The organism is Pseudodesulfovibrio hydrargyri (assembly GCF_001874525.1).
In the GTDB taxonomy this organism is placed as follows: Bacteria; Desulfobacterota; Desulfovibrionia; order Desulfovibrionales; family Desulfovibrionaceae; genus Pseudodesulfovibrio; species Pseudodesulfovibrio hydrargyri.
Map to the genome: position 1 here is coordinate 1,376,678 of NZ_LKAQ01000004.1, position 16,217 is coordinate 1,392,894.

Here is a 16,217-nt window from a genome sequence, read left to right on the forward strand (position 1 = left end):
GACTCCTTGTTTATCGGGTTTATCACTTGAAAAAGCGCAGTCTGAGGGCGTTGGACACGACCGTCACCGAACTCATGGCCATGGCCGTGCCCGCGATCATCGGGTTCAGGGTGGGGCCGCCGAAGACGTGCAGCACGCCCGCGGCCACCGGGATGCCGATGACGTTGAAGGCGAACGCCCAGAACAGGTTCTGCTTGATGTTGCGCAGGGTCGCCCGGGACAGGTTGAGCGCGGTCAGGATGGCGTGCAGGTCCGAGTGCATCAGGACCACGTCGCCGGATTCCACGGCCACGTCGATGCCCGAGCCCATGGCGATGCCGATGTCCGCCTTGGCCAGGGCCGGGGCGTCGTTGATGCCGTCGCCGACCATGGCCACCTTGCGGCCCTCGGTCTGGAGACGGTCCACCTCCTCGGCCTTGCGGTCGGGCAGGACCCCGGCAATAACCTCGTCGATGCCCGCGCGCCCGGCGATGACCCGGGCGTTGGTCTCATTGTCGCCGGTGAGCATGACCGGGGTGAGCCCTCCCTTCTTCAGGGCGGCGACCACCTCGGGGGTCTCCTCGCGCATCTCGTCGGCGATGGCGAACAGGGCGTTGAGCTTGTTGTCCGAGGCGAAGTAGACCACGGTCGCGCCCTGCCGCTCGTAGTGGCCCACGGCCTCCTCGGCAAAACCGTCGTCGCCGAAACCGAGCCCGTGTTCCCGCATGAACGCCCAGTTGCCGATCATGACCTCGCGGTAGCCCACCTTGGCCTTGATGCCCTTGCCCAGGATGGCCTCGAACTCGTCGGGCGCAGGGTAGTCGAGGCCCTTTTCCTTGGCGTGGCGGACCACGGCCTGGGCCAGGGGGTGTTCGGACTGGCTCTCGGCCGAGGCGGCCAGGTAGACGGCCTCGGTCTGGGCCATGGTGCCCCGGACCATGGTGATGGCCGCCACCTCGGGTCGGCCGTGGGTCAGGGTGCCGGTCTTGTCGAAGACCACGGTGTCCAGGCTGCCCGCCTCCTGCAGGGCCCGGCCCGACTTGATCAGCACGCCGAGCTGCGCGCCGCGTCCGGCCGAGACCATGATGGACACGGGCGTGGCCAGCCCCATGGCGCAGGGGCAGGCGATGACCATGACGGCCACGAAGATGCGCAGGGAGAATGGGAAGCCCGCCTGGCCGATGAAGTACCAGGCCAGCCCGGCGATGAGCGCGATGAGCATGACCGTGGGCACGAAATAAAAGCTGATGCGGTCGGCCAGGTTGGCGATGGGGGCCTTGGACCCCTGGGCCTCCTGGACCAGCTTGACGATCCGGGCCAGCATGGTGTCGTTGCCCACGCGGTCGGCGCGCATGGTCAGCGCGCCCGAACTGTTCAGGGTGCCGCCCGCCACCGGGTCGCCCACCTGTTTGCCCACGGGCATGGGCTCGCCGGTGAGCATGGACTCGTCCACCGAGGAGCGCCCGTCGGTCACGGTGCCGTCCACCGGGATGCGTTCGCCGGGCTTGATCAGCAACAGGTCGCCCGGCTCCACCTCGGCCACGGCGATGTCCACCTGCTCGCCGTCCTTGAGCAGGGTGGCCGTGTCCGGGGCGAGCTGCATGAGCGCCCGGATGGCGTCCGAGGTCTTGAGCTTGCTGCGGGCCTCGAAATACTTGCCCAGCGAGATCATGGCGATGAGCACGGCTGCGGATTCGTAGTAGAGGTCCATGGCCAGGACGTGCGGATCGCCCAGGCCGAAGAGCAGGGCCAGGGTGTTCCACAGGGAATAGAGGAAGGCCGCGCCCGTGCCCATGGCCACCAGGGAGTCCATGTCCGGTCCGCCGCGCAGGAGCGCGGGCACGCCGTGGAGATAGAAATTGCGGCCCGACCAGACCACGGGCAGGGTCAGCAGCAGCTGGACCACGGCAAAGGTCGCCGGGGAGTGCGCCGGGTCGAGGAAGGCGGGCAGGGGCATGCCCCACATGTGGCCCATGGACAGGATGAGCAGGGGCAGGGCGAAGCAGAAGGCCGGGATGAGCGCCCGTTTCTGGGCGGCCAGGCGGTCTTCCGCCTCCTTGCGGCGCTTCTCGAAAAGATCGCCCTCTTCGGAACGCACCTCGGAGGTGAAGCCCGCGTTCGCGATGGCGTCGCGGATCTCGCGCCGCGAGACCAGGGAGGGATCGAAGACGAACTTGCCGGTCTCGGCGGCCAGGTTGACCGAGGCCGTGTCCACGCCGTTCATCTTGCCGACCACGCGCTCGATGCGCGAGGAGCAGGAGGCGCAGTGCATGCCGCCTATGTCCAGGTCCAGGGCGGACAGGCCGCCCGCCACCGGTTCCTGCGGCTCGTCGAACTCGGCCTCGAACCCGAGGCCCTTTATCTTTTTGCCCACCTCGTCGGCGGACACGGCGTCCGGGTCAAAGGACAGGGCCATGGTTTCGGCGGCCAGGTTCACGGACACGTCGTCCACGCCGTCCATGTTGCCGACCACCTTCTCGATGCGCGCCGAACAGGACGCGCAATGCATTCCCTTTACCTGTGCCGTGACTTTTTTCATATTGATAACCCTTTTCAATTGTGGTTCCAATATGGACACTTGCGGCCGCTTTGGCAAGGGGGTGGGGGGGTATATTTATCGGGACAGGACGGCCTCTATGGCGGCCATGGCCCTTTTCGGATGTGTTCCGCCGCCGGGGCGGATCCGGCCGGTGCGGTCAGCCCCGGTCCAGCCCGGCGGCCACCAGGCGGATCAGGTCGTAGGGGTGCGCCCCGCCGAGCGCCTCGAAGACCGGGGTCATGGCGGTGACGCCTTTGGAGCGGTACTCGCGCAGGGCGGCCTCGATCCGTTCGCGCTCCTCGTCCGGCAGGTTGGCCACGCGGCGGTAGTCTATCTTTCCCATGTTCACGGCCAGGATGAGGTGCCGCCAGATGGACGAGGGCTTGAGCCCGCGAGCCTCGGCCACCCCGTCCACGTCGCCGGTCTCCAGGAAGAGGTCCAGGGTGGTCTGGGCCGTGGCCGTGAAGTCCGGCTTGGCGTCGGCCTCCCGTTTCTTGGCCTCGCGCACCTCTTCGGGGATATCCGGGATGTTGTCCGGGCGGCCGTGCTCCTCCTCGTGCCCCTTGAGGCTCTCGAGGAAAGCCTCGCCGAAGCGCTCCAGCTTGCTCGCGCCCACCCCGCTCATGCAGGCGAACTCCTCCATGTCGCGCGGGCGGTAGCGCACGAATTCGAGCAGGGTCTTGTCCGCGAAGATGGCGTACGGCGGCACGGACTGGGCCTCGGCCAGGGACAGGCGCAGGTCGCGCAGCCGCTCGAACAGCGCCTCGGCCTCCCAGTTGGTCAGGATGTCCTCGGCCAGGGCCGGGGCGCGGCGCTTCTTCTTTTTGTCCCGCTTGGGCAGGGCCGGGTCCTTGCGCAACCGCACCGGCATCTCGCCCTTGAGCACGGGCCAGGAGCGCTCGTTCAGGGTCAGGGCGTTGAACCGCTCCAAATCCACCGAGCACAGCCCGGCGGCCAAAAGCTGGCGATAAACCGATTTCCACTCGTCCTGGGTCATGTCCTTGCCGATGCCGTAGGTGGACACCCGGTCGTGGTTGAAGCGGACGATCTGGTCCGTGCTCGCGCCGGTCAGGACCCCGGCCAGGTGGTTGACCCCGAAACGCTGCTCGGTGCGGAATATGTTGGACAACGCCTTCTGGGCGATGACCGAGCCGTCGTACGTATCCACCGGGCTCAGGCAGTTGTCGCAGTTGCCGCACGGCTCGATGTGCTCGCCGAAATAGGCCAGCAGCGCCTGGCGGCGGCAGGACGCGGTCTCCAGGAAGGCGAACAGCGAGCCGAGCTTGGCGTGCTCGATGCGTTTGCGCGACTCCACGGCCTCGCCCGAGTCGATCATGGAGCGCAGGATGGCGATGTCCTGCATGCCGTAGCACATCCAGGCCGAGGCGGGCAGGCCGTCGCGTCCGGCGCGGCCCGTCTCCTGGTGGTAGGCCTCCAGGGACTTGGGCGGTTCCAGGTGGCAGACGAAGCGCACGTTGGGCTTGTCCACGCCCATGCCGAAGGCCACGGTGGCGACCATGATGACCCCCTCCTCGCGCATGAACCGTTCCTGGTTGTCGAACCGTTCGCCCGCGGACAGCCCGGCGTGGTAGGGCAGGGCGTTGTACCCGTTCTTGCGCAGGAATTCGGCGGTCTGTTCAACCTTCTTGCGGCTTAGCCGGTAGACGATGCCCGCGTCCCCGGGGTGGTTCTCGTCGATGAACCGCTTGAGCATGCGCGTGGGGTTCTTCTTGGGCACTACCGTATAAGTAATGTTCGGCCGGTCGAACCCGGTGGCGAAGACCCGCGCGCTCTCCAGGTGCAGGTTCTTGACGATGTCCGCCTGGGTGGGCTTGTCCGCCGTGGCGGTCAGGGCCAGGCGCGGCACGTCCGGGAAGCGCTCGCGGATGATCGACAGCTGGGTGTATTCCGGCCGGAAGTCGTGCCCCCACTGGGACACGCAGTGGGCTTCGTCGATGGCGAACAGGGCCGGGTTGCAGCGGGCCAGCAGGTCCAGGAAACCGGGTCGGCAGAGCCGCTCCGGGGCCACGTAGAGCAGGTCGAGCTGTCCGTTCAGGGCCATCTGCTCGATGTCGCAGGCCGTGCGCGGGTCCATGGCGGAGTTCAGGCAGGCGGCGCGCACGCCCATCTGGGTCAGCCCCTGGACCTGGTCCTGCATGAGCGCGATGAGCGGGGAGACGCAGACGCCCACGCCTGGCCGGAGCATGGCCGGAATCTGGTAGCACAGGGACTTGCCCCCGCCCGTGGGCATGAGCACCAGCGAGTCGCCGCCGCTCATGACGTGATCGATGACCGATTCCTGCAGCCCGATGAACTCGGGGTAGCCGAATACCGAGGAGAGGATTTCGCGCGGTGTTGCGCCTGAGACGGACATGGGGAGCCAGCGTAGGGCAAAGGAGATGGGATGGCAATGGCCTTGACGCTCCCGGTATTTGACTTGGGTATGGATTTGATGGACAAACTGGATAGCTGTTCCAATCCGAGGGGGGAAACCGTGAACAAGGACGAACTGGAGCGGAAAGTGGCCGGTCTGCGCCGCGAACTGGCCAGGGCCGAAAGCGAGTTGTCGGCCTTGGGCGGTACGCAGCCCCCTGCGGAGGTCGGATTCCTCGACCTCTTCGAACTGGACGAGATCCAGGCCATTCAGGACGCCTTTGCGGCGGCCACCGGCGTGGCCTCCATCATCACCACACCAGACGGCGAGCCCATCACCGAACCGAGCAATTTCAGCCGGTTGTGCAGCAATATCATCCGCAAGACCGAAAAGGGGCTGTGCAACTGCCGCCGTTCCGATGCCGTGCTCGGCCGGTTGAACCCCCGGGGCGCGACCATCCAGCCGTGTCTGAGCAGCGGGCTGTGGGACGGGGGCGCGTCCATCTCGGTGGACGGCCGCCACATCGCCAACTGGCTGGTCGGCCAGGTGCGCAACGAGCACGTGGACAAGGAGAACGCCCTGGCCTACGCCCGGGAGATCGGGGCCGACGAGGTGGATTTCATCCGCGCCTACGAGGAGGTCACGGTCATGCCCCTGGAGCGGTTCAAGGCCGTGGGCCGGGCGCTCTTCCTGCTGGCCAATCAGATGTCCTGGATCGCCTACCAGAATCTCATGCTGGCCGACCACATCCGCGAGATACAGGCCGCCCACAGGGAGGTTCTGACCCTGCGCAACTACCTGTCCAACATCATCGACTCCATGCCCTCGCTGGTGGTCGGCGTGGACGCCGAGGGTCGGATCACCCACTGGAACATGCGCGCCGTGGCGGCCACCGGGTACGAGCAGAACGAGGTCGAGGGGCGGCTGCTGGTCGACGTCATGCCAGACCTGGGCATGGAGTTGAGCCGGGTCTCCTCGGCCATCGCCCAGGGGGCCCCGGCCATCCGCGAGCGGGTGCCCTCCGAGGTGGACGGGGAGCGCCGCTACCGCGACGTGTCGGTCTACCCCCTGGTGGCCAACGGGGTGAAGGGTGCGGTGGTCCGGGTGGACGACATCACCGAGAAGGTGCGCATCGAGGAGATGATGATCCAGTCCGAGAAGATGGTCTCCGTGGGCGGGCTGGCCGCGGGCATGGCCCACGAGATCAACAACCCCCTGGCGGCCATCCTGGGCAACGCCCGGCTGCTGCGCAAGCGTCTGCTGGAGGAGAGCCGCCGCAACCGCCGCACGGCCGAGGAGTGCGGCACGGACCTGGACCGGGTCGTGGACTACGTGCGCGCCCGGGGCGTGGACGCCATGCTCGACGCGGTCATCGAGTCCGGCGAGCGGGCGGGCCGGGTGGTCACCAACATGCTCGGCTTCTCGCGCAAGACCGACGGCGAGGCGCGCGACGAGGACGTGGCCGGGATCCTGGACAAGGCCGCGGAGCTGGTCCGCAGCGGCCACGACCTGGAGCACAGCTACAATTTCAAGGACATCGCCTTTGACCGGGAATACGGGGAAGGGCCGTTTCCGGTCCGCTGCGACGCGAGCCGCCTGGAACAGGTCTTCTTCAATATCCTGAACAACGGGGCCCAGGCCATGACCTTCGCCATGAAGGAGACGGGCCGCGAGCCGCGTTTCGTCCTGCGCTGCCACCGTGTGGACGGAGCCATCCGGGTGGAGATCGAGGACAATGGGCCGGGCATGAGCGAGGAGGTCCGCCGCCGGGTCTTCGAGCCGTTCTTCACCACCAAGAAGGCGGGCGTGGGCACCGGGCTGGGCATGTCCGTGTCCTACTTCATCGTCACCGAACTTTTGGGCGGGACCATGCGGGCGGAGTCCGGGCCGGACCGGGGCGCGACCTTCGTCATCGAGATTCCGGCGTCCGGAGAGAGATAGGGGGCCGCCGTCCGCAAACCCGCCTTCGGAACACTTGCCTCGGGGCCTGGGGGTGTTTATCCTTCATGATGTCGGACGTGCGCCGGGCCGCGAGCCCCGCGCCGCCGTTTCCATACGCCACCCTGCAACCTCGGGATATTCCGCGAACATGTTCCAATTCGCCCACGACGACCGGACCGCCGGTCTGTACACCATAGCCGTCTCCCAGTTCGCCCTGGTCTTCATGCTCTCGGCCGTGGCCGTGGCCGTGCCCGCCCTGGGCCGGGAGTTCGGGGCCAGCGCCTCCCAGCTCGGGCTGGTGGAGTCGGGCTACATCTCGGCCGTGGCCATGCTCCTTTTTCCGGTCACCCGGCTGTCCGACAAGATCGGGCGCGGGGCCACGTTCGCCACGGGCATGGCCCTGTTCACGGTCATGAGCGTGATCCTGCCGGTCTGCCACACCATCAACCAGTTCATCATCCTGCGCGTGTTCCAGGGCGGCGGCGGGGCCATGATGGTCTCCACCGGCCTGGCCATCATCGCCGACCTCTATCCCGGCCCGGGCCGGGCCCGGGCCATGGGCATCGTCTCGGCCGGGGTCTACCTCGGCCTGTCCGTGGGGCCGTGGCTCGGCGGGCTCATCGTCACCCACTTCGGCTGGCGCTGGATATTCTACGGCGGGGCCCTGCCCTGCGCCGTGGGCTTTCTGCTGACCTTGAAGACCCTGCCGGTCAAGCCGATGGTGGCAAAAGGCGTGCGCTTCGACTTCGGCGGGGCGCTGTTCATCGCGCTGGGCATGATCCTGCTCTCCCAGGGCGGCTCGCACCTGGACGGCGCGTACGGCGCGATCATGCTCGCCTGCGGCGTCTTCTTCCTGCTCTGCTTCGTCTTCTGGGAGGGGCGGGCCAAGGCCCCGCTGCTCAGCCTGACCCTGTTCAGCGGCAACCCGGCCTTTTCCCTTGGCTCGGCCGCCCAGTTCATCAGCTACGCGGCCATCTACGGGATCACCTTCCTGCTCTCCCTGTACCTCCAGGTGGCCCAGGGCATGACCGCCGGCGATGCCGGGTTCATCCTCATGGTCCAGCCGGTCATGCAGGTCGTCTTCTCGGTCGTCAGCGGCAAGTGGTGCGAGCGCTGGTCGCCGCACCTGGTGGCCACCGCGGGCATGGGGCTGGCCACCGTGGGGCTGGGCGCGGCCATCTTCCTGGGCGCGGCGCCGTCCCTGCTGTTCACGGCCGGAATCCTGGCCCTGTGCGGCGCGGGCACGGCCATGTTCGCCACGGCCAACATGGCCGTCATCATGGGCGCGGTGAACCGTGAGAACTACGGCGTGGCCTCGGCCGTGGTCGCGGCCATGCGGACCACGGGCATGACCGTTTCCCTGGTCTTCATCAGCGGCGTGTTCGCGGTCGTCATCGGACCCGTGGCCCTGACCCACGACAACGCGGGCGTGTTCATCACGGCCATGCGGCTGGCCTTCATCGCCCTGACCGTGTTCAGCGCGCTGGGCGTGCTCATGTCCGCCAAGGGGCGGCTGGAGACGCGCAGGGAGGCGGCCGGGACCAAAGGCGGCCCGGACGTCGGGGAATAAAAAAATATCATGAAAAAAGGCCGCCCCGAAAAGGCGGCCTCGTCGTGTCTAGACCACGCCGGCCAGCATGTTGCCGGGCGGCGGCAATATCTGCGCCTGGGCTTTGGCGTAGGCGGCCAGGGCGGACCTGATCCGTCCGGCCGAGGGCCTGTCGCCGTCCGTTCCCGGGGCCTGGCGTTCGCGGTAGACCGCCCCGTCGGCCCCGACCTCGGCGCGCAGGTCCTCCACCTCGGCCTGGGACCTGAAGGCGCGGGCCTGGCGGTTCTGTTCGCGCACCGAACGGGACAGGGAGGGGTCGAGGACCGTGGTCTCCTCGCGGTAGTCCACGCCGAACTTGCCCAGGCGAAAGCCGAACGACGTGGTCGTCGTCCTGGCCTGGGGTTGTACCGCCTTGCGCTCCTTTTGGCGTTCGGCCAGGGAGTCGGTCTTGCGGTATTGTTCGGCAGCCTGCGAGGGTATCCTCATGCTCGTCTCCCATGTCAGGCCTTTTTTTGCGACAAAAAAAGGCCGTGGCATTGCATAAGGCAGCCCGGCCGTCCCTGTGACCCATGTCACGCTCAATCCAGAGGGACCCGTGGTTTTCCGCCTCCCTTCCGTGGGAGTTGGCAAATCCGTATTCGGTCAGTCTATAGATACTATAATCCTTCAATACGATTTTGACAACCCCGGGTGTTTGGCGCTACTAGCAGAATCCTTGCCACTGAATCAGTGTCGGGGTCCCGCTGGAATGGGGTCTTGTTCTAACCGTAAGAGAGAGTACATGAGTTACAAAATTCTAAAGAAAGAAGAGCTGATCCCGGGGCAGACCACGATGCTGGTCATCGACGCGCCCCAGATCGCCCAAAAGGCCAAACCCGGCAACTTCGTCATGCTCAGGGTGAACGAGCACGGCGAACGCATTCCCCTGACCATCGCGGATTGTGACGCGAAAAATGGTACCATTACCATTATTTATCTGGTCGTGGGCAAGACCACGGCCGAGATGAACACGCTGAAGGAAGGCGACGGATTCGCGGACGTGTGCGGCCCGCTCGGAAAGCCCACGCATATCGAAAAGACCGGCACCGTGGTCTGCGTTGGCGGCGGCACCGGCATCGCGGCCATGCACCACATCGCCAAGGGCCATGTGGAGGCGGGCAACCGGGTCATCGCCGTCATCGGGGCGCGTTCCAAGAACCTGCTCCTTTTCTGCTCCGAACTTTCCGCGCTCTGCCCCGAGGTTCGTATCGCCACCGACGACGGCACCGAAGGCCACAAGGGCTTTGTCACCGAGGTCCTGCAGGATCTCCTGGAGACCGAGGACGACGTGGCCGAAGTGGTCGCCATCGGCCCGGTTCCCATGATGGAGGCCGTCTGCCGCGTGACCAAGCCGTTCGGCACCAAGACCACGGTATCGCTCAACTCCATCATGGTCGACGGCATCGGCATGTGCGGCGCGTGCCGCTGCACCGTGGGCGGCAAGACCCTGTTCGCCTGCGTGGACGGGCCCGAGTTCGACGGCCAGAAGGTCGATTTCGACGAGCTCAAGGCCCGGCTGCGCCAGTTCACCGAGCAGGAGGCGGAATCAACGGAAATGTTCAGCAAGGAGTGTCGGTGCCATGGCGGAGAATAAAAAGAAGATCATCGGCGAACGCACTCCCATGCCCCTCCAGGACCCCCAGGTCCGGGCCGGGAATTTCGAGGAAGTGGCCCTGGGCTACACCCGCGAACAGGCCCTGATCGAGGCCGGGCGGTGTCTGCAATGCAAGAAGCCCACCTGCCAGGACGGCTGTCCGGTGAACATCGACATCCGCTGGTTCATCGCCTGCCTGGTGGACGACGACCTCGAGGGCGCGTTCAACGCCATCCGCAGGACCAACTCCCTGCCCGCGGTCTGCGGCCGGGTCTGCCCCCAGGAGACCCAGTGCGAAGGCAACTGCATCCTCGGCAAGAAGCACCAGCCCGTGGCCATCGGCCGCCTGGAACGCTACGTGGCCGACACCTACGCCGCCAAGTCCCCCTGCGAGGAGGTCACCGACCTGGCCGCCTGCGCCCTGGAGCGCGAAGGCCTCAAGGTCGCCTGCATCGGCTCCGGCCCGTCTTCCCTGACCGTGGCCGGCTACCTGGCCGGACGCGGCATCAAGGTGGACGTGTTCGAGGCCCTGCACGAGCCGGGCGGCGTGCTCATCTACGGCATCCCCGAGTTCCGCCTGCCCAAGTCCGTGGTCGCCAGCGAACTGGACGGCCTGCGCAGGCTCGGTGTGACCTTCCACACCAACTGGGTGGGCGGCAAGACCATCACCATCCAGGACCTGTTCGACCAGGACTACAACGCCGTGTTCATCGGCGTGGGCGCCGGGCTGCCGCGCTTCCTGAACGTGCCGGGCGAAAACCTGGTGGGCGTGTTCTCGGCCAACGAGTACCTCACCCGGGTCAACCTCGGCCGGGCCTACGACTTCCCCAACTACGACACCCCGTCCTATAAGGCTCGGCGGGTGGTCGTCCTGGGCGCGGGCAACGTGGCCATGGACGCCGCGCGCACCGCCCTGCGCATGGGGGCCGAAGAGGTCTCCATCGTCTACCGGCGCTCCGAGGACGAGATGCCCGCCCGCCGCGAGGAGATCGAGCATGCCGTGGAGGAGGGCGTCAAGATCCGCTGCCTGTGCGGCCCGATGACCTTCCACGGCGACGATCAGGGCCGGCTCGAGGCCATGACCGTCCAGAAGATGGCGCTTGGCGAACCCGACGAGTCCGGCCGCTGCTCGCCGGTCTGCCTGGAAGGCGAAACCGAGCGGATTCCCTGCGACATGGCCATCATCGCCGTGGGCACCCGGCCCAACCCCATCCTGCTCGAGGCCACTCCCGACCTCGGACTGAACAAGTGGGGCTACGTGGAGGCCGATCCCGAAACCGGCGAGACTTCCATCTCTAACGTCTTCGCGGGCGGCGACATCGTCACCGGCGCGGCCACGGTCATCTCCGCCATGGGCGCGGGCCGTCGCGCCGCCAAGGAAATCGCCAAACGGCTCCTGTAGCCAGGGCCCTTTCATATGTAATAAAAAGCCCCCGCGCATCGCGCGGGGGCTTTTTTTGCCTCCGGCCTCCGGCCCCCCATCCCCACTCCCCTCCTAAACTTCTTATATCGCTTCGCGGGGTGTGGGCGGCCGAGGTAAAGTGTCCTGTCGTCCCGACGATACCGTAAAAAGGAGAGCCCCCTCGGCACATCCTCCCCTCAACCCTCCGCACGCGCGGATGCGCAGACAAAAAGTTTTGAAGGGGAGTCCAGAGGGGAACCCTTTCCAAAAGTTTCCCCTCTGGCCGCCGGAGGCATTCTTCTTCCCTAATCCGCCGGGTGGCCGGTGTCCTGGATGGGGTGTCCGGCGATTTTTTCCAGCCGTTGGCGGATCATGCGGATGTGCAGCCTGAGGGAGTAGATGTAATCCGTATAGGACAGGGGGACCGAGGTCTCGAGCACGAGGCGGTCCATCCGTTCGAGTTCCTCGAGCATGGCGCGCGCCTCGGCCGGGTCGGTCAGGTCGTAGGCGTGCATGTCCAGTTTCTTGAGCTGCTTGTACCACTTGAAGATGCGCCGCCGGATCTGCCAGCGGTAGGCGGGCGGGGTGATCTTGAACAGCGGGAAGAGCAGGGTCAGCAGGGGGATGAGCAGGATCTTGAGCCGTTCCACGGTGATGGCCACCTGGAAGGGCAGGTAGCGCATGAGGAACGGGGGGCCGGATTTGTAGAAGTTCCTGGCCTCGTCGCTCAGGGGGAAGAGCACGGCCTGGTCGTTGGGGAACTGGTGGGTGGCCGCGAACATGTCGCCCTTGCCGTGGATCTTGGCCGCGGCGAGCAGGAACAGGTATTTGAGCGCCGGGTGCAGGTCGTCGCGGACCACCAGGTTGGCCGTGGGCGCGAGCAGGGTCACGTCGCGGGCGGGCAGGTCGCGCATGAGGTCGATGCCGCCCTGGGGCAGGGTCAGCTTTTCCAGGAACCGGTGGGTGCGCACGTAGGTCTCCGCCCGGTCGAAGGAATACAGGTTCACGGTCTTGTGCGCCTCGCTCAAGGTCCGCACGGCCTCGGAGTTGACCCCGGCGATGACGAACAGGGCGTCGATCGCGCGGTCGAGCAGTTCGGGGATGGCCTGGGCCGTGCCTTCGGGCAGCAGGGTGGCCGTCTCCGGAGTGATCCCGTTCTCGGCAAGCAGCTGGAGGACCATGTGGCTGGTCCCGCTGCCCTCGGCCCCGACCGCGACCTTGCGGCCCTTGAGGTCGGCCAGGGTCTTCACGCGCAGCCGTTTGGAGGTGAACAGCCAGACCGGTTCGAAATACAGCGAGCCCAGGCTTTCCAGGTCGGGGTGCTCCTCAGGGGTGGTGATGCCGCCCTGCATGAACGCGGCCTGCACCCCGGACTGCGGGTCGCCGACAATGGCCAGGTTGTCCATGGACCCCTTGGAGGCGCGCACCTCCAGCTCGAAGCCGTGCTCCTTGAAGAACTCGGCGTATTCCTGGGCAAAGGCGTAGTACGCGCCGCCCTCGCCGCCGGTGGCCATGACCACCTTGCCCGGGGGCAGGGGCTTGACGAACTGGAAGGTCACCCACAGGGCCAGGGCGAGCACGCCGATGGCCGCGCCGTATATGATGAACGACATGAGCACGTGTGAGCGCAGGAACTTGACGAGCTTTTTTATATAGGGGTTCTGCATGATGCCCGAATGTAAATAAAAGCCGGGCCGTGGGCAAGACGGCGGATGCGATTTTCGGCACATCGTCACCAGGCCGTCTGCCGGGTCCGTCTTGCGCAGAGCGCGGAATATGGGTAGGGATGGAGGAGTGTTGGAGTTTTCCGCCACGCAACCCGGACCGGATACGCCATGCCCAAGCTGAAAACCCTGCTTGTCCATCCCGACCCCGAGGTCCGCACGGCCCTGCGCGACGTGCTGGAGGAGGTCCCCTTTGTCCAGGTCCTGGGCGAGGCGGTCTCGGCCTTCGAGGCGCTGGAGCTGCTCGAGGCCATCCCCTACGGGGTGTTCTTCGTGGGAGTGGACCTGCCGGGCGGGGCGAGCGGCATCGAGATGGCCCAGATGCTCGCCGGGCGCAAAAACAAGCCCGCCCTGGTGTTCATCTCCGATTCCGAGTCCCAGGCCTACGCCGCCTTCGAGCTGGGGGCCACGGACTACCTGCTCTGGCCGCCCGCGCCCGGACGCATGGCCCGGACCATGGACCGTCTGCAGACCTTCAAGACCCGGTTCCGCGAAGTGCCGCCCCCGGCCCCGTATCCGGACGATCCGGACGACGAGCCGAGCGAGGGCTTTGAGCAGACCGTGAAGCTGCCCCTGCCCGAAGAGGAGCAGGACTCGTTCCTGGCCGCCCTGCAGGCCGCCTGGGACCAGACCTCCAACCGGCGGCCCGAGATCGACAAGCTGGCCGTGAACCAGGACGGGCGGACCATCCTCATCCCCTACGACCAGATAATCTTTGTCGAGGCCTTCGAGGACTACTCCTACGTGCACACGGCCAACCAGAAATTTCTTTCCTCCTATCGGCTCAAGAACCTGGAGGACCGGCTCGGGCCGCACCGCTTCTTCCGCGTGCACCGCAAGTATCTGGTGAACCTGGACATGGTCACCGAGATAGCGTCCATGCCCGGCTCGAACTTCATGCTGCGCACGGCCGGGCGCACGCGGATCGAGCTGCCGATCAGCCGCCGGCGCATCGCCGAGCTGAAGAAGATCATCGGGCTGTGAACCGATGGATCGCCCCGGGCCGGGCCGTTGCGGCCGGTCCGACCGTTTAACCCGCCGCTGCTGCCGTTGGCCGAATAAGCCGGGAGTTGCGGAACGAAAATGCTATGAATGAGACTCGCAAAACCGGGTATTCCGGTTGACTCTGCGAGGAGGGCACATGGACCAGTCAGGCGCTATAGACAATCTGCTGCAGGAGGAACGGGTCTTCCGTCCGCTCCCGCAATTGGTCATCGAAGCCAACGTCAATCCCCAGGAGCTGGAGGGAGCGCGCAAGTTCGCGGCCATGGACCCCACCGGGTACTGGGAGGAGGCCGCCGACGAGCTGGACTGGTTCAAGAAGTGGGACCAGGTCCTGGACGACAAGGACGCGCCGTTCTACCGCTGGTTCCCGGGCGCGCGCTGCAACATCGTCTACAATGCGCTCGACCGCCACATCGAGACCGCCAACAAGAACAAGCTCGCGCTCATTTGGGAAGGGGAGCCGGGCGACCAGCGCAAGTACACCTATTTCGAGCTCTACCGCGAGGTCAACCGTTTCGCCAACGCCTTGCGCTCCCTGGGCATCCGCAAGGGCGACCGCGTGGTCATCTACATGCCGCCCCTGCCCGAGACGGTCATAGCCATGCTCGCCGCGGCCAAGATCGGCGCGGTCCATTCCGTGGTATTCGCCGGGTTCTCGGCCAAGGCCCTGCGCAAGCGGATCAACGACGCCCAGGCCAAGCTGCTGATTACGTCCGACGGGTTCTACCGCAACGGCCGGATCATCAGCCTCAAGGAGACCGCCGACGAGGCGTTGGTCGGGGCATGCGCCGACTGCGTGGAGGCCATGGTCGTGGTCCGGCGCTGCAACATCGGCGTGGACATGGTCGACGGCCGGGACTTCCAGTACGAGGACCTGGTCCGCCAGGAGCGCAACGAGGCCCCCACCGAGGTCATGGACGCGGACGACCCGCTCTTTCTGCTCTATACTTCCGGGACCACGGGCACGCCCAAGGGCGTGGTCCACTCCCACGGCGGCTACATGGTCGGCGTGCACCGCACCCTGACCACGGTCTTCGACATCAAGCCCACGGACATCTTCTGGTGCACCGCCGATCCCGGCTGGGTCACCGGCCACTCGGCGGGCATCTACGGGCCGCTCATGGCCGGGACCACCTCGGTCATGTACGAAGGCCACCCCAACTACCCCCAGGCCGACCGCCTCTGGTCCATCGTGGCCAAGTACGGGGTGACGATCTTCTACACCGCGCCGACCATGATCCGCATGCTCATGCGCTTTGGCGCCCAGTACCCCAAGCAGCACGACCTGTCCTCCCTGCGCCTGCTCGGCACCGTGGGCGAACCCATCTCGCCCGAGGCCTGGATATGGCTGTACAAGAACATCGGCCGGTCCGAATGCCCGGTGCTCGACACCTGGTGGCAGACCGAGACCGGCATGTTCATGATCTCGCCCCTGCCCATCTCCGTGCTCAAGCCGGGCTCCGTGACCAAGGCCCTGCCCGGCGTGGAGGTGGACGTGGTCGATCGCGACGGCAACCCTGTGCCGCCCGGCAAGGGCGGCCTGCTCGTGGTCACCGCGCCCTGGCCGTCCATGATGACCGGCCTGTGGAACGACGACGACCGCTTCAAGGAGTACTGGTCCCAAATCCCCGGCGTCTACTACGCGGGCGACGTGGCCCGCAGGGACGAGGACGGCTACATCTGGATCCAGGGCCGGGCCGACGACGTCATCAACATCGCCGGGCACCGCATCGGCTCGGCCGAGCTCGAAGCCGCCTTCGGCGTGCACCCGGCGGTCTGCGAATGCGCCGCCATCGGCGTGCCCGACCAGATCAAGGGCGAGGCCGCCAAGGCGTTCGTCATGCTCAACGACGGCTTCGAGCCGGGCGACGAACTGATCAAGGACCTCAAAAAGACCATCCGCAACGAACTCGGACCCGTGGCCGTGATCAAGTCCATCGAGTTCCGCGATTCCCTGCCCAAAACCCGGTCCGGCAAACTCATGCGCCGCGTGCTCAAGGCCGAGGAAAATGGTTTTGAAATAGGCGACTTGACCGGACTGGACGACGATTAAGCGCCTCCGGCGGCCGGG

At 66.4% G+C, this 16,217-nt stretch carries 10 protein-coding genes and 1 riboswitch; of the genes, 6 read left to right on the forward strand and 4 right to left on the reverse strand.

Annotated features, from left to right (window positions below):
- Window positions 1–22 precede the first annotated feature (22 nt).
- Both BerOc1_RS10850 and recQ read right to left on the reverse strand, forming a co-directional pair.
- Window positions 23–2,518: a heavy metal translocating P-type ATPase gene (locus BerOc1_RS10850; protein WP_071545720.1), complete on the reverse strand. Its 2,496-nt coding sequence runs from the start codon at window positions 2,516–2,518 to the stop codon at window positions 23–25.
- Between the two features lie 157 nt (window positions 2,519–2,675).
- Entirely contained in the window at window positions 2,676–4,892 is a 2,217-nt protein-coding gene (gene recQ / locus BerOc1_RS10855; protein WP_071545721.1) for a DNA helicase RecQ, read from the reverse strand.
- Between the two features lie 120 nt (window positions 4,893–5,012).
- On the opposite strand from recQ, the gene BerOc1_RS10860 reads away from it, so the two are divergent.
- Window positions 5,013–6,833, forward strand: coding sequence for a PocR ligand-binding domain-containing protein (locus tag BerOc1_RS10860; RefSeq protein WP_165610810.1), 1,821 nt, complete (start codon window positions 5,013–5,015; stop codon window positions 6,831–6,833).
- Between the two features lie 148 nt (window positions 6,834–6,981).
- The gene (locus BerOc1_RS10865; protein ID WP_071545723.1) at window positions 6,982–8,403 is read left to right on the forward strand and encodes an MFS transporter; all 1,422 of its coding nucleotides are present in this window, start codon (window positions 6,982–6,984) and stop codon (window positions 8,401–8,403) included.
- Window positions 8,404–8,451: 48 nt separating this feature from the next.
- On the opposite strand, the gene BerOc1_RS10870 is transcribed toward BerOc1_RS10865, so the two are convergent.
- Complete coding sequence (locus BerOc1_RS10870; protein WP_071545725.1) at window positions 8,452–8,868, reverse strand: hypothetical protein; 417 nt, start codon at window positions 8,866–8,868, stop codon at window positions 8,452–8,454.
- A 55-nt stretch (window positions 8,869–8,923) separates the two neighbouring features.
- Window positions 8,924–9,020: riboswitch (cyclic di-GMP riboswitch) on the reverse strand.
- A 143-nt stretch (window positions 9,021–9,163) separates the two neighbouring features.
- Between BerOc1_RS10870 and BerOc1_RS10875 the strand changes: the two genes are divergently transcribed.
- Both BerOc1_RS10875 and gltA read left to right on the forward strand, forming a co-directional pair.
- Window positions 9,164–10,015, forward strand: coding sequence for a sulfide/dihydroorotate dehydrogenase-like FAD/NAD-binding protein (locus tag BerOc1_RS10875; protein WP_071545727.1), 852 nt, complete (start codon window positions 9,164–9,166; stop codon window positions 10,013–10,015).
- Window positions 10,002–11,417 carry an NADPH-dependent glutamate synthase gene (gltA, locus tag BerOc1_RS10880; protein ID WP_071545728.1) on the forward strand — a complete coding sequence of 472 codons (1,416 nt, stop codon included), beginning with the start codon at window positions 10,002–10,004 and terminating at the stop codon, window positions 11,415–11,417. Before BerOc1_RS10875 ends, gltA begins: the two co-directional genes overlap by 14 nt.
- Before the next feature lie 305 nt (window positions 11,418–11,722).
- On the opposite strand, the gene BerOc1_RS10885 is transcribed toward gltA, so the two are convergent.
- Entirely contained in the window at window positions 11,723–13,084 is a 1,362-nt protein-coding gene (locus BerOc1_RS10885; RefSeq protein ID WP_071545729.1) for a TAXI family TRAP transporter solute-binding subunit, read from the reverse strand.
- A gap of 168 nt (window positions 13,085–13,252) precedes the next feature.
- Between BerOc1_RS10885 and BerOc1_RS10890 the strand changes: the two genes are divergently transcribed.
- On the forward strand, window positions 13,253–14,125 hold the full coding sequence (locus BerOc1_RS10890; protein WP_071545730.1) for a LytR/AlgR family response regulator transcription factor: 873 nt from the start codon (window positions 13,253–13,255) through the stop codon (window positions 14,123–14,125).
- A 157-nt stretch (window positions 14,126–14,282) separates the two neighbouring features.
- Window positions 14,283–16,199: an acetate--CoA ligase gene (gene acs, locus BerOc1_RS10895; RefSeq protein ID WP_071545731.1), complete on the forward strand. Its 1,917-nt coding sequence runs from the start codon at window positions 14,283–14,285 to the stop codon at window positions 16,197–16,199.
- Window positions 16,200–16,217: the final 18 nt, after the last annotated feature.